General features: G+C 66.2%; 1 protein-coding gene. It reads left to right on the plus strand.

Annotation, left to right across the window (positions count from 1 at the left end; genetic code table 11):
- Nucleotides 1–260 precede the first annotated feature (260 nt).
- Entirely contained in the window at nucleotides 261–16256 is a 15996-nt protein-coding gene (locus OEJ36_RS21380) for a retention module-containing protein (protein WP_317891597.1), read from the plus strand.
- The last annotated feature ends 27 nt before the right edge of the window (nucleotides 16257–16283 follow it).

A 16283-nucleotide genomic window follows, 5' to 3' on the forward strand; every position in this document is an offset into this window, starting at 1 on the left:
TTATTGAGGCCTGCAGGGCCTTTTCGGCGAACGGCTTGGGTGGTCAAACCAGTTTCAGAGCCAAAGGGGCGGGGATGTTCTGATGGAGTAGTACGACACGGAGAATGAGTGACGATTTTTTGTCGCGAATTTTTTGACCTGAATACTGTCGTTCCATTCCGCTTCAGGTTTTCCTTCTTCCAATCCTCCGGTGCAGAACGGTCTTGGCCCTATTGCGATAGGTGTCGGCAGTGGTCGGCAGCGTGGTGGAGGAAGGATTCATGGCTACGGTAATCGGTGTCGTCAGTCGGGTAGTAGGCGAGGTTTTCGCGGTAGCAGGCGACGGAACGCGCCGGCCCCTGGTAGAAGGCGACAGGCTGTTCGCCGGCGAGCAATTGCTCACCGGTGCTGAAAGTGCGGTCTCGGTTGCGCTGGCCAATGGCGGCGAACTGACCCTGGGACGCGACAGCAGCATGAACCTCGGTACCCAGTTGCTGGCCAACCCTGGCAACGGCGATGCACCGGTCGACCCCACCGCTGACGCGCAGCAGCCACAGCCGCCGAGCCAGCAGGACCTGACCGACGTGCAGCAACTGCAGGCCGCGATCGAGGCTGGCGCCGACCCGACCCAAACCGGTGAAGCGACCGCAGCAGGCCCCGGCGCCGGTGGTGCAGGCGGCGCAGGGGGCGTTGGCGGTGGCCACTCCTTCGTGCTGCTTGCCGAAACCGCCGGTGCGCTCGACCCGACCATCGGCTTCCCCACCGGCCCCATCACGGCCGGCCCGCTGTTCCCCGAGGCGGAGATCCTCGCGCCTACCGACTTCGGCCCCGATCTGACCGTGGTCTTCCTGGATGAAGAAGGCAGCGTGGTCACCGGCCCCGGCGTGGTGGACGAAGAAGCGCTGGACGGTGGCGAAAGCGGCGGAGGCCACCCGGGCAGCAACCCCGGCAGCAATGCCGAGACCACCTCGGGCACCCTGATCATCAATTCCCCCGACGGCATCGCCCGCATCGAAGTGCTGGACGCCGCCGGCAACTGGATCAACGTCGCCGGTGGCGGCACCGTGCAGGGCACCTATGGCGTGCTGGTGTTCGATGCCGCGGGCAACTGGACCTACACCCTCACCGACAACAGCCTGGATCACAGCAACCCCAATGCCACCGGGGCCGAGGATCAGCTGTTCGATAACTTCAGCGTGCGCGTGTTCGACCTCGATGGCGATGTATCGCCCACCGTGCCGCTGACCATCGCCATCAATGACGACGGCCCCAGCGCCGGCCTGGAGTTCTCCCGCGAAGGCGGCGATGTGATCATCGACGAGAGCGCCGGCCTGCAACCCGGCAGCCATGACGTCGCCGGCCCGCTGGCGGTATTCGATGGCGTTGCCAACCCTTCGTCGGATATGCGCGCCTACGCCCAGGGCACCGCCCCGGCGGTGATTGCCAACTATGACTTCGGCGCCGACGAAGGCGGCGCCACCGCCGTCTATTCCCTGGAGCTGATCGAAAGCCAGGGCGAGGGCGGTGAAGGCCAAGGGGAGGGCGGCTTCGGGATCGAGGCCGTCAGCGGGCTCACCACCACCAGTGGCAGCCCCATCACCCTGAGTGTGGAAGGTGGCCTGGTGGTCGGCCGCGACGCCGACGGCAACGCCGCGTTCGCCATTTCCATCGACCCGGATACCGGTGTCGTCAGCGTCGCCCAGTACCAGTCCCTGCATCACCCCGATGGCAGCGACGCCAATGACAGCATCGACCTCAGCGGCCTGATCCGCGCCGTGCTGACCGTCACCGACGGCGACGGCGACAAGGCCGTGGCCAGTGCCGATATCGGCCAACTGATCCGCTTCGTCGACGACGGCCCCACCGCCAGCATCCAGACCAACGAAGGCGTGCGCGTCAGCCATGACGAAAGCGCCGGCCTGCAGAACGGCACCGCCACGCCCACCCCCGGCGGTGACGCCAACGACAATGACACCAATGCCCCGTCGGTGGTCAGCCTGTTCAGCGGCGTGAGCAATACCGGCACCGACCTCTCCAGCACCGGCTACGCCACCAGTAATGGCGCGGTGGTGGATATCTCCGGCAGCAGCACCGGCGAGGACAACGAAGGCGCCACCACCGTGCTCAGCCTGTCCATCGTCGACGGCAACGGCAGCGACTCCGGCCTCACCACCACCGATGGCCAGACCATCCGCCTGTACCTGGAGAACGGCCTGATCGTCGGCCGCGTGGACGGTGGCGACACCGGCCCCGGCGCGGCGGCCTTCGCCATCGCCATCGGCCAGGACGGCAGCGTCAGCGTGGCCCAGTACATTTCCCTCCATCACCCCGACACCGGCAGCGCCGATGACGCCGTGACCCTGTCCGGCAAGGTCCGCGCGGTGGTCACCGTGACCGACGGCGACGGCGACGTGGACACCGCCCAGGTGGGCATCGGCGGCGCCATCCGCTTCGAGGACGACGGCCCCACCGCCGTGATCGAGCGGCTGGAAGGCGTGCGCGTCACCCATGACGAGAGCGCCGGTCTGCAGAACGGCACCGCGACTCCGACGCCCCAGGGCGATGCCCTGGATGACGACACCAGCAACCCGGATGTGATCGCCCTGTTCGCCGGTGTGAGCAATGTCGGCACCGACCTGTCGGGCTATGCCACCAGCGCCGGCCCAGTGGTCAGCACCGCTGGCATCAGCACCGGCGAGGACAACGAAGGCGCCACCACCGTATTGAGCCTAGAGATCACCGGCGGCAACGGCACCGATTCGGGCCTCACCACCACCGATGGCCAGGTCATCCGCCTTTATATGGAGAACGGCCTGATCGTCGGCCGCGTCGACGGGGGCGACCAGGGCCCCGGCGCCGCGGTGTTCGCCGTGGCCATGGGCCAGGACGGCACCCTCAGCGTCGCCCAGTACATGTCGCTGAACCACCCGGACACCGGCAGCCGCGATGAGGGCGTCGACCTCGGCGGCCTGGTCAGGGCCGTGGTCACCGTCACCGACGGTGATGGCGATGTGGACGTGGCCAAGGTCAACATCGGCGGGGCCATCCGCTTCGAGGACGATGCGCCCACCGCCAACATCCAGGCGGTCGAAGGTGCACGCGTCACCCACGACGAGACCCTCGGCCTGCAGAACGGCACCGCCACCCCGACCCCGGGCAGCGACGCCAATGACAACGACACCAACAACCCCAGCGTGATCGCGCTGTTCAGCAGCGTGACCGATGCCGGCACCGCGCTGGCGGCCGGCTATGCCACCAGCAACGGCCCTGTGGTCGACGCCTCCGGCAGCAGCACCGGTGAAGACCAGGAGGGCGCGACCACCGTGCTCAGCCTGGAGGTGCAGGACGCCGACTCGGGCCTCACCACCCTGGACGGTTCGTCCATCGTGCTCACCGTGGAGAACGGCCTGATCGTCGGCCGCGTGGACGGCGGCACCTACAACGGCCAGGCCGCGTTCGCCGTGGCCATCGGCCAGGACGGCAGCATCAGCATCGCCCAGTACATTCCGCTGCAGCACCCGGATACCGCCAGCCATGACGAGGCGCTCAACCTCTCCGGCAAGATCCGCGCCGTGGTCACCGTCACCGACGGCGATGGCGACGTGTCGACGGACTCCGTCGGCATCGGCGGTGCCGTGCGCTTCGAGGACGACGGCCCCACCGCCACCAAGGTGACTGCCACCAGCGTGCTGGACGACGAAGGCCTGAACGGCGGCATCAACGGCGGCCCCGGCGATGTTGCGGACGCCAACACCAGTACCAGCGGCAACCTGGGCTATAACGCCGGCGCCGATGGGCTGAAATCCATCGAGCTCACCGGGCCCACCAGCCTGGGCAGCGAGAACGTCACCTCCACCTGGAACGCCTCGACCAACACCCTGACCATCAGCAGCGCCCGTGGCGACCTGATGACCGTGGTGCTGACCGACCTGGCCACCGGCGCCTACACCGTCAACCTGCTGAAACCGCTGATGCACACGGTGAGCGGCACCGAGGACAACATCACCCTCAACGTCGGCTACAAGGTCACCGACGGCGATGGCGACACCGCCGACGGCTCCCTGGCGGTGACCATCAACGACGACACCCCGACCTTGCAGGTGGGCGCCCTGGACCTGAACTCCTCGGTCACCTTCCATGGCACCGATGCGGGCTACAGCAACAGCTACGGCTATTACATCAAGGGCGACGACGGCACCCCGCTCAGCGGCAAGGTGATCTGGGCCAACGTCCACGGCCAGAGCAGCGGTGACACCTTCGACCTGGGCGACCTGGACCCGGCCAGCACCGGCTTCTTCATCATCCCCAACGGCGGGGCCAATGGCGGCCTGGCCAACGGTGCCGAGATCACCTTCCAGCTGGTGGCCGGCAAGTGGCAGGCCTTTATCGGCAGCACTCCGCTGGTCGGTGCCGATGGTGCCAACGTGCTGTTCAGCGACGCCACGCTGAACCCTGGCGGCTCGCACCTGCAGGACACCGGCAGCGCCGGCAACCAGAACTGGGAGGACAAGACCAACACCTCCGACTACGACTACAACGACGTCAGCACCAGCGTCACCTGGGGCTCGACCCTGCAGCTGCAGGTGGACGAGACCAACCTCGGGCTGGGTGCCACGGCCACCGCCAGCGCTGATTTCAGCGGCCTGTTCAACGTGCAGCCCGGTGCCGATGGCCTGGGCAGCCTGGACTATGGGCTGGAAGTCACCAACCCGGTTTCCGGGCTGGTGGACACCGAGACCGGCGATGACGTGGTGCTGTTCCTGGAGAACGGCCAGGTCGTGGGCCGTGTCGGCGACGCCAGCGGCGAGGTGGTCTTCACCCTGACCGTGGGCGCGGACGGCAAGGTCACCCTCGAGCAGCTGCGTGCCATCGAGCACCCGACCTCCGACCCGGACGAAGCGGCCTTCCTCGGCTCCGGCCACGTCAAGCTCAACCTGACGGTGACCGACGGCGACGGCGACACCGCCAGCGGCGGCCTGGACATCGGCAAGGTCATCAGCTTCCGCGACGATGCCCCGAGCATCAGCGCCGGCGAGATCGCCAGCGGCGAGCTGCAGGTGGATGAAACCAACCTGCTGGTGGACAAGACCGTCGACTACAGCACCGCCTTCACCTCCAGCTACGGCGCCGACGGTGCCGGCAGCATCAGCTACAAGCTGGCCATCAGTGCCACGGGGGCCGACAGCGGCCTGAAGGACACCGCCAGCGGCAGTGACATCAAGCTGTACCTGGAAGGCGGGCAAGTGGTCGGCCGCGTGGGCGGTCCGTCCGGCGCGATTTCCTTCACCGTCACGGTGGACGCCGACGGCAAGGTCACCCTCGACCAGAAACTGGCCATCGTCCACCCGACCGGCGACCCGGACGAGGCCACCGGTCTCTCCGCCGCAGACCTGGTGAAACTGGTGGCGACCATCACCGACAAGGACGGTGACTCCAGCAGCGCCACCCTCAACCTGGGCAACGCCATCAGCTTCAAGGACGACGGCCCGAACATCGACCCGGGCCAGGTCGAATCCGGCAGCCTGCAGGTGGATGAAAGCTTCCTCGGCACCGATGCCACCCGTGACTTCAGCGGCTCGTTCACCCACGCCTTCGGCAACGATGGCGCCGGCACCATCACCTACGCGCTGACCATCAGCGCAGCAGGCGCCGACAGCGGTCTGAAGGACACCACCACCGGCAGCGACATCAAGCTGTACCTGGAAGGTGGCGAGGTGGTCGGCCGTGTCGGCGACCAGAGTGGCGCCATTTCCTTCAAGGTCACGGTGGACGCCGACGGCAAGGTCACCCTCGATCAGAAACTGGCCATCGTCCATTCGCCCAACACCGGGCCGGACCAGGCCACCGGCCTGTCTGCGGCCGATCTGGTGAAACTGGTGGCGACCATCACCGACAAGGACGGTGACACCGACAGCGCCACGGTGAACCTGGGCAATGCCATCAGCTTCAAGGATGACGCGCCGAGCATCCGTGCGGCCGAGATTCCGGCGGACAGCCTGCAGGTGGATGAAACCTTCCTCAACAGCAACAGCACCACGGACTTCAGCTCCGCCTTCATCAAGAACTACGGCGCCGATGGCGCCGGCACCACCACCTATGCCCTGGACGTGAAATCCCAGGGTGTCGACAGCGGCCTGAAGGACACCGCCACCGGCAGCGACATCAAGCTGTACCTGGAGGGCGGTGAAGTGGTGGGCCGTGTCGGCAGCGACACCGGTGCCGTCGCCTTCAAGGTCACGGTGGATGCCAGCGGCAAGGTCACCCTCGATCAGGTGCGCGCCATCGTGCATTCGCCGAACACCGGCCCTGACCAGGAAAGCAGCCTCTCCGCCGCCGACCTGGTGAAACTGGTGGCGACCATTACCGACAAGGACGGTGACGCCAACAGCGCCACCCTCAACCTCGGCAATGCCATCAGCTTCAAGGACGATGCCCCGAGCATCAATGCCGGCCAGGCCCAGGTGGGCAGCCTGCAGGTGGACGAGACCAACCTGGCACTCAACGCCACCACCAACTTCAGCGGCTCCTTCACCAGCAACTACGGCGCCGACGGTGCCGGCAGCATCGGCTACGCGCTGGAGGTGAAAGCCCAGGGCGCTGACAGCGGCCTGAAAGACACCGCCACCGGCAGCGACATCAAGCTGTACCTGGAAGGCGGCGAAGTGGTGGGCCGTGTCGGTACCTCCACCGGTGCTGTCGCCTTCAAGGTCACGGTGGATGCCTCGGGCAATGTCACCCTCGATCAGGTGCGTGCCATCGTGCACTCGCCCAATACCGGGCCGGACCAGGCCACCGGCCTCTCCGCAGCCGACCTGGTGAAACTGGTGGCCACCATCACCGACAAGGACGGCGACGCCAACAGCGCCAGCCTCAACCTGGGCAACGCCATCAGCTTCAAGGACGACGCCCCGACCATCAACGCCGGCCAGGTCCAGGCGGGCAGCCTGCAGGTGGACGAGACCAACCTGGCACTCAACGCCACCACCAACTTCAGCGGTGCCTTCACCAGCAGCTACGGCGCCGACGGTGCCGGCAGCATCGGCTACACGCTGGAGGTCAAGTCCCAGGGCGCTGACAGTGGCCTGAAAGACACCGCCACCGGCAGCGACATCAAGCTGTACCTGGAGGGCGGCGAAGTGGTGGGCCGTGTCGGCAGCGACACCGGTGCCGTTGCCTTCAAGGTCACGGTGGATGCTTCGGGCAATGTCACCCTCGACCAGGTGCGTGCCATCGTGCACTCGCCCAACACCGGGCCGGACCAGGCCACCGGCCTGTCTGCGGCCGACCTGGTGAAACTGGTGGCGACCATCACCGACAAGGACGGTGACGCCAGCAGCGCCAGCCTCAACCTCGGCAGCGCCATCAGCTTCAAGGATGACGCGCCCAGCATCCGTGCGGCCGAGATTCCGGCAGACAGCTTGCAGGTGGATGAAACCTTCCTCAACAGCAACAGCACCACGGACTTCAGCTCCGCCTTCATCAAGAACTACGGCGCCGATGGCGCCGGCACCACCACCTATGCCCTGGACGTGAAATCCCAGGGTGTCGACAGCGGCCTGAAGGACACCGCCACCGGCAGCGACATCAAGCTGTACCTGGAGGGCGGTGAAGTGGTGGGCCGTGTCGGCAGCGACACCGGTGCCGTCGCCTTCAAGGTCACGGTGGATGCCAGCGGCAAGGTCACCCTCGATCAGGTGCGCGCCATCGTGCATTCGCCGAACACCGGCCCTGACCAGGAAAGCAGCCTCTCCGCCGCCGACCTGGTGAAACTGGTGGCGACCATTACCGACAAGGACGGTGACGCCAACAGCGCCACCCTCAACCTCGGCAATGCCATCAGCTTCAAGGACGATGCCCCGAGCATCAATGCCGGCCAGGCCCAGGTGGGCAGCCTGCAGGTGGACGAGACCAACCTGGCACTCAACGCCACCACCAACTTCAGCGGCTCCTTCACCAGCAACTACGGCGCCGACGGTGCCGGCAGCATCGGCTACGCGCTGGAGGTGAAAGCCCAGGGCGCTGACAGCGGCCTGAAGGACACCGCCACCGGCAGCGACATCAAGCTGTACCTGGAAGGGGGCGAAGTGGTGGGGCGTGTCGGCACCTCCACCGGTGCAGTCGCCTTCAAGGTCACGGTGGATGCTTCCGGTAACGTCACCCTCGATCAGGTGCGTGCCATCGTCCACTCGCCCAACACCGGGCCGGACCAGGCCACCGGCCTCTCCGCCGCGGATCTGGTGAAACTGGTGGCGACCATCACCGACAAGGACGGTGACGCCAACAGCGCCAGCCTCAACCTCGGCAATGCCATCAGCTTCAAGGACGACGCCCCGACCATCAGCGCCGGCCAGGTCGAAGCCGGCAGCCTGCAGGTGGACGAAACCGTTCTTGGCACCGATGCCACCCGTGACTTCAGCGGCTCCTTCACCCGCAACTACGGCGCCGACGGTGCCGGTACCACCACCTACGCCTTGGACGTCAAGGCTGCAGGCGCCGACAGCGGCCTGAAGGACTCCGCCACCGGCAGCGACATCAAGCTGTACCTGGAAGGCAATGCCGTGGTCGGCCGTGTCGGCGACCAGAACGGCGCGATCTCCTTCAGGGTTACGGTGGATGCCGACGGCAAGGTCACCCTCGACCAGAAACTGGCCGTGCTGCACACCCCCAACAGCGGCCCGGATCAGCCTACCGGCCTCTCCGCCGCCGACCTGGTGAAACTGACCGCGACCATCACCGACAAGGACGGTGACTCCAGCAGCGCCAGCCTCAACCTGGGCAATGCCATCAGCTTCCGTGACGACGCGCCCACCGCCGGCAACAGCACCGCTCCGAACGTGCTGGACGACGAAGGCCTGTCCGGCGGCATCAACGGCGGGCCCGGCGATGTGGCCGGCGCCAGCACCAGCACCAGCGGCTCGCTGAACTACAGCGCTGGCGCCGACGGGCTGAAGTCCATCGAACTGACCGGGCCCACCAGCCTGGGCAGCGAGAGCGTGACCTCCACCTGGAACGCCTCGACCAACACCCTGACCATCAGCAGTGCACGCGGCGCCCTGATGACCGTGGTGCTGACCGACCTGGCCAGTGGCGCCTACACCGTCAACCTGCTGAAACCGCTGATGCACACGGTCAACGGCACCGAGGACAACATCACCCTCAACGTGGGCTACAAGGTCACCGACAAGGACGATGACTCGGCCACCGGCAGCCTGGCCGTGACCATCAACGACGACACCCCGACCATCCAGGTCGGCGCCCTGGACCTCAACTCCTCGGTGACCTTCGTCGGCACCTCGGCCGGCTACAGCAACAGCTATGGCTACTACATCAAGGGCGACGACGGCACCCCGGTCAGCGGCAAGGTGATCTGGGCCAACGTGCACAGCCAGACCGCTGGCGACACCTCCGACATCAGTGGCCTGGACCCGGCGCACACCGGCTTCTTCATCATCCCCAACGGCGGCGCCAACGCCGGGCTGGCCAACGGTGCGGAAATCACCTTCCAGCTGGTGGGCGGCAAGTGGCAGGCCTTCGTCGGCAGCACCCCGCTGACCGGCGCCGACGGTGCCAACGTGCTGTTCAGCGATGCCACGCTGAACCCCGGCGGCTCGCACCTGCAGGACACCGGCAGCGCCGGCAACCAGAACTGGGAGGACCAGACCAACTCGTCCGACTACGACTACAACGACGTCAGCACCAGCGTGACCTGGGGCGCCACCCAGCAACTGCAGGTGGACGAGTCGAACCTGGCGCTGAACGCCACCGCTGACTTCAGCGGCCTGTTCAACGTGCAACCGGGCGCCGACGGCCTGCAGAGCCTGGCCTACAAACTGACCGTGCAGGACGCCAACTCCGGCCTGGTGGATACCGCCAGCGGGCAGAACGTGGTGCTCAGCGTCAACGGCGCAGGCGTGGTCGAGGGGCGTACCGCCACCGGCAACGACCTGGTGTTCACCCTCACCGTGGGTGCGGACGGCAAGGTCACCCTTGACCAGCTCCGCTCCATCGTCCACCCGACCTCCGATCCGGATGAGGCCAAGTTCCTCGGCTCGGGCCATATCAGCCTGAGTGCCACCGCCACCGACAAGGACGGCGATACGGCCACCGGCAACCTGGACATCGGCAAGGTCATCAGCTTCAAGGACGACGCCCCGACCACCGGCACCAACCAGACGGTGCAGCTGGACGACGACGCACGACCCAACGGCATCCCCGGCGGCACCAACGATGACCCCGATTCGCAGAACGCCACCGGCACCCTCAGCCATAGCTATGGCAACGACGGTGCGGGCAGCATCAGCTGGGTCAACACCGGCGCACCGGCGGGCTTCACCTACGAGACCTCGGGCAACAACCTGGTGATCAAGCAGGGCACCACCACCGTACTGACGGTGACCCTGACCAACAGCCAGACCGGTGCCTACTCGGTGGTGCAGAACGCGCCGATCCACCACGCCGATGGCGACAACGAGAACAACCAGGCCTTCCAGCTCACCTACAAGGTCACCGACAAGGACGGTGACAGCGCCAACGGCACCCTGAACATCAACGTGGACGACGACACTCCGGTGGCGAAGAACGACGTGGCGACCGTGGGCGAGAGCGTCGCTCCGGACATCAACATGGTGTTCGTGCTGGACTTCAGCGGCAGCATCAGCAAATCCGAGCTCGGGCAGATGCTCGACGCGGTGAAAGCCGCCGCCCAGGCGCTGTACGACGGCAACACCGGTGATGTGCAGCTGCAGGTGGTGGCCTTCTCGGGGGATGCCAAGTCCTACGCGCCGGTGACCAGCTATGCGGCCTTCGAAAGCCTGATCAACTCCCTCGACCCGAACGAGCCCGGTGGCGTGCGTCCCTATGACGGCAACACCGACTTCACCGCGGCCATCGAGAAGACCATGGATGCCTTCAACCCGCTTCCGGGCTGGAACAACCAGGTCGTGTTCATCAGCGACGGCAACCCCAACGAGCAGACCCAGGGTGGCAACGCGCTGCTCAACCAGACGGCCACCGACTGGCAGCAGTTCATCAGTGACCACAGCGTCAACGTCACCACCATCGGCATTGGCGATGGCATCGACAACGACAACCTGCAGGACGTCGACCTCGACGGCAGCGGCTCGCCCATCCTGATCGGTGATTTCTCCGATCTGGTGGACACCCTGCTCAGCCAGGTCAGCACCGGCATGGTTTCCGGCAACGTGCTCAACGGCAGTGACGGCGTGGCCGGCACCGCCGATGACGACGGCTTCGGCGCCGATGGCAAGGGCGGCATCAAGTCCCTGACCGTCGATGGCGACGTCTACACCTGGAACGGCAGCAACGCCACCGCCGTGGTCAACATCACCACCGACCTGGGTGGCAAGCTGACCTTCAACTTCTCCACCGGTGCCTGGAGCTACACCGCGCCGAGCGGGTTGACCGGCAATACCGCCGAGCAGATCGGCTACACCATCGTCGACTCCGACGGTGACCCGTCCAGTGCCACGCTGACCATCAACATCACTGCCGCGAACGACGCGCCGGTGGCGGTCAACGACACCTTCAGCACCACCGAGGACACCTCGGTGACCATCACCAGCGCCGGGCTGTTCGGCGCCGATGGCACCGGGCCGCTGAACGACCACGACGCGGACTCCAGCGCCTTCACCAACATCAAGGTGACCCAGCTGGCGAGCAACGGCGTGCTGCAGTTCAACGGCGCCGCGGTGACCCTGAACCAGGTGATCAGCATCGCCGACATCAACGCCGGCAAGCTGGTGTTCGTGCCGGACGGCAACGAGAACGGCGCGCCCTATGCGACCTTCAAGTACCAGGTCAGCGACGGCAGCACCTACAGCAACGTGGCCACGGTGACCATCAACGTCGAGGCGGTCAACGATGCGCCGGTGGCGGTTGACGATAGCTTCAGCACCAACGAGGACACGGCCGTCACCATCACCGCCAACGGGCTGTTCGGTGCCGATGGCACCGGGCCGAACAACGACAGCGATGTCGATTCGGGCAGCTTCGCCAACATCAAGATCACCCAGCTGGCAACGGATGGCGTGCTCAAGCTCAATGGCGTCGCCGTGACCCTTGGCCAGGTGATCAGCGTGGCGGACATCACCGCCAACAAGCTGACCTTCGTACCGGATGCCAACGAGAACGGCTCGCCCTATGCCACCTTCCAGTACCAGGTGAGCGACGGCAGCCTCTACAGCAACACGGCCACCGTGACCATCACCGTCAACCCGGTGAACGATGCGCCGGTGGCGGTCAACGACACCTTCAGCACCACCGAGGACACCTCGGTGACCATCACCGCCGCCGGGCTGTTCGGCGCCGATGGCACCGGGCCGGACAACGACAGCGACGTGGACTCCAGCAGCTTCGCCAACATCAAGGTGACCCAGCTGGCCAGCAACGGCGTACTGCAGTTGAACGGCGTGGCCGTGACCCTCGGCCAGGTGATCAGCGCCGCTGACATCAACGCCAACAAGCTGGTGTTCGTGCCGGACAGCAACGAGAACGGCTCGCCCTATGCCACCTTCCAGTACCAGGTGAGCGACGGCAGCCTCTACAGCAACACGGCCACCGTGACCATCACCGTCAACCCGGTGAACGATGCGCCGGTGGCGGTCAACGACACCTTCACCACCACCGAGGACAACGCGGTGACCATCACCAGCACCGGGCTGTTCGGTGCCGATGGCACCGGGCCGGTGAACGACAGCGACGTCGATTCCGGCGCCTTCACCGATATCAAGGTGACCCAGCTGGCCACCGACGGTGTGCTCAAGCTCAACGGCGTGGCGGTGACCCTGAACCAGGTGATCAGCATCGCCGACATCAACGCCGGCAAGCTGGTGTTCGTGCCGGACGGCAACGAGAACGGCGCGCCCTATGCCACCTTCCAGTACCAGGTGAGCGACGGCAGCCTCTATAGCAACACGGCCACGGTCACCATCAACGTCACGGCGGTGAACGACGCGCCGCTGCTCGACCTGGACGGGAACGACAGCGCCGGTGTGGTGGGTACGGGTTACCAGACCACCTACACCGAAGGCACTGCCGCGGTGGCCATCGCCGATATCGACACCCTGGTGACCGATATCGACAACAGCACTATCGCCTCGGCCAAGGTCGTGCTGACCAACGCCCAGGCAGGGGATGTGCTGACCGCCACCGGCCTGCCGAGCGGCATCACCGGCGTGGTGGACACCAGCGTCGTCGGCAAGATCACCGTCACCCTCACCGGTGTCGCCACCAAGGCGGCCTACGAGACGGCGATCGAGACCATCCGCTACTCCAGCACCAGCACCAACCCGAGCACCACGCCGCGCAACGTGACCGTGGTGGTCAACGACGGTGCGACCGACTCCAACACCGCGCAGACCACCATCAAGGTGGTGGCGGTCGACAACGGGCCGGATGCCAAGAACGATGTCGCCAACGTGGTCGAAGGCCATGGCCAGGACTTCAACGTGGTCTTCGTCCTCGACTTCAGCGGCAGCATCGACAACACCGAGCTGAACCAGATGCTGACGGCGGTGAAACAGGCGGGCGCCGAGCTGTTCGACGGCACCTCGGGGCATGTGCAACTGCAGATCGTGGCGTTCTCCTCGACCGCCACCTCCTATGTGCCGGTCACCAGCGTCGAGGCCTTCAGCTCGCTGATCGACAGCCTCAACCCGAATGCCGGTGGGGTCCGTCCGTTCGACGGCAACACCGACTTCACCGCGGGTATCCAGCAGACCATGAGTGCCTACACCCCGATCTCGGGCTGGAGCAACCAGGTCGTGTTCATCAGTGACGGCAACCCCAACGAGCAGACCGGTACCGGCGGCAACTCGCTGACGGACGCCACCTCGGCGGCCTGGAACAACTTCGTCGACAACAACGGCATCAACGTCACCACCGTGGGCATCGGCGACGGCATCAACAATGCCCGCCTGCAGGATGTCGACCTCGATGGCCAGGGTTCGCCGCTCAACGTGGCCGGCTTCGGCCAGCTGGTGGACGCGCTGCTCGGCCAGGTGGTCGGTGGCGACGTCTCCGGCAACGTGCTGTGGGGCAGCGACGGCGTCAGCGGTACCGCGGACGACGACAGCTACGGCGTGGACGGTGCCGGCTACATCAAGTCGGTCACCATCGGCAGCGTCACCTACACCTGGAACGGCACCTCGACCATCACCCCGAGCAGCGGCTCGCCGATTTCCGGCAGCGTGCTGACCGGTATCGAGACGCCGCAACACGGCAAGCTGACCTTCAACTTCGCCACCGGTGCGTGGAGCTACGTGGCGCCCGACGGCCTCACCAGCAACCTCACCGAGCAGTTCGGCTATAGCCTGGTGGATTCCGATGGCACCACCGACACCGCGACCCTGACGGTCAACGTGATCGACGCCAACAGCCCGCCGGCCGGCGCCGATGCGACCCTCAGCCTGCTGGAGGATGCCAGCCATGTGCTGACCGCGAGCAGCTTCGGCTTCTCCGACGCCGAGGGCGACCACCTGGCCGCCGTGAAGATCACCACCCTGCCCACCGCCGGCCAGCTCACCCTGAACGGCAGCGCCATCAGTGCCGGGACCACCGTCTCGGTGGCTGATATCAACGCCGGCAAGCTGGTCTTCACCCCGGCGGCGAATGCCAGCGGAACCGGCTACGCCAAGTTCACCTTCCAGGTGCAGGACGACGGCGGCACGGCCAACGGCGGGGTCAACCTCGACCCGAACCCCAACACCATCACCTTCAACGTCACGGCGGTGAACGATGCGCCGGTGCTGGGTGGCATGGGCGGTACGCTGAACTACACCGAGAACGCCGGCGTGAAGATCATCGACAGCAGCGTCACGCTGAGCGATGTCGACTCGCCGAACTTCAACGGTGGCTCGCTGGTGGTGGCCTTCACCGCCAACGGCACGGCAGCCGACCAGCTGTCGGTGGTCAACCAGGGCACCGGTAGCGGCCAGCTCAACGTGAGCGGCAGCAACCTGCGCCTCGGCTCCACCAACATCGGCACCATTGCCGGCGGCACCAACGGCAGCAGCCTGACGATCAGCTTCACCAACAACCTGGCGACCCTCGCCGTGGTCCAGGCGCTGATCCAGCAGATCGCCTACGCCAACACCTCCGACAACCCGTCCACCCTGGACCGCACCCTGAGCTTCACCGTCAAGGATGGCGACGGGACCGCCAACGGCGGCGTCGACAGCGCCTCGGCCATCGCCTACGTGCACCTCAATGCCGTGAACGATGCGCCGACCGCCAACGCCGACCACGTGGTGGCCTACAACGCTTCGGTGGTGGTGCCGGACTGGGCGCTGCTGTGGAACGACAGCGACCCGGACAGCAACGTCCTCTCGGTGAACAGCGTCGGCGGTGCCAGCGGTGGCTCGGTCTCCCACAGCGGCAGCGGACTGGCGGGTACCACCAGCTTCACCGACAGCGGCTCGGTGGGTGGCTCCTTCACCTACACCACCAAGGACGAACAGGGCGCCGTCAGTGGCTCGACCACGGTCGATGTCGACCGCGACAACAGCGGCACCATCGGCAGTTCGAGCGACAGCAGCGACCAGATCGTCATCGACAACAGTGCTCTCGGTAACACGCTGGCCGGTGGCAGTGGCAACGATGTGCTGATCGGTGGTGTGGGCGATGACACCCTCAACGGTGGCAACGGCAACGACCTGCTGGTGGGGGGCGCCGGCAACGATGCCCTCAACGGTGGCGGCGGGATCGACACCGCCAGCTACATCGACGCCACCTCCGGGGTAACGGTGAGCCTGGCTTCCGCAGCAGCGCAGAACACCGGTGGCGCGGGCACCGACACCCTGTCGGGGATCGAGAACCTGATCGGCTCCAACTACGGCGATGTGCTCACCGGAAACTCCGGTGACAACACGCTGAGCGGGCTGGCGGGCAACGACACCCTGATCGGCAATGGTGGCAACGACATCCTCAGCGGCGGCGACGGGGCCGACACCTTCAAGTGGCAGGCGGGCGAGACGGGGCTGACCCATATCACCGACTTCACCAAGGGTGTGGATTCCCTGGACCTGTCCCAGCTGCTCTCCGGTGAACACGCCAACCTGGGCAGCCTGAGCCAGTACCTGACCTTCAGCTTCGGGGCCAGCACCACCATCACGGTGGACTCCAATGGCGCCGGTGCCGGGGCCACGGGACCGACCATCGTGCTCGACGGCATCAACCTGCAAACCTCCTACGGGGTGGCGGATGCTGGCGGTGTGATCTCCGGCATGCTGGGCGATGGCACGTTGAAGGTTGACGTCTAAGCTCTGTAAACGAAGCGGCCCGCCACC

It is taken from the genome of Pseudomonas sp. PDM13, assembly GCF_025685765.1.
In the GTDB taxonomy this organism is placed as follows: Bacteria; Pseudomonadota; Gammaproteobacteria; order Pseudomonadales; family Pseudomonadaceae; genus Metapseudomonas; species Metapseudomonas solani.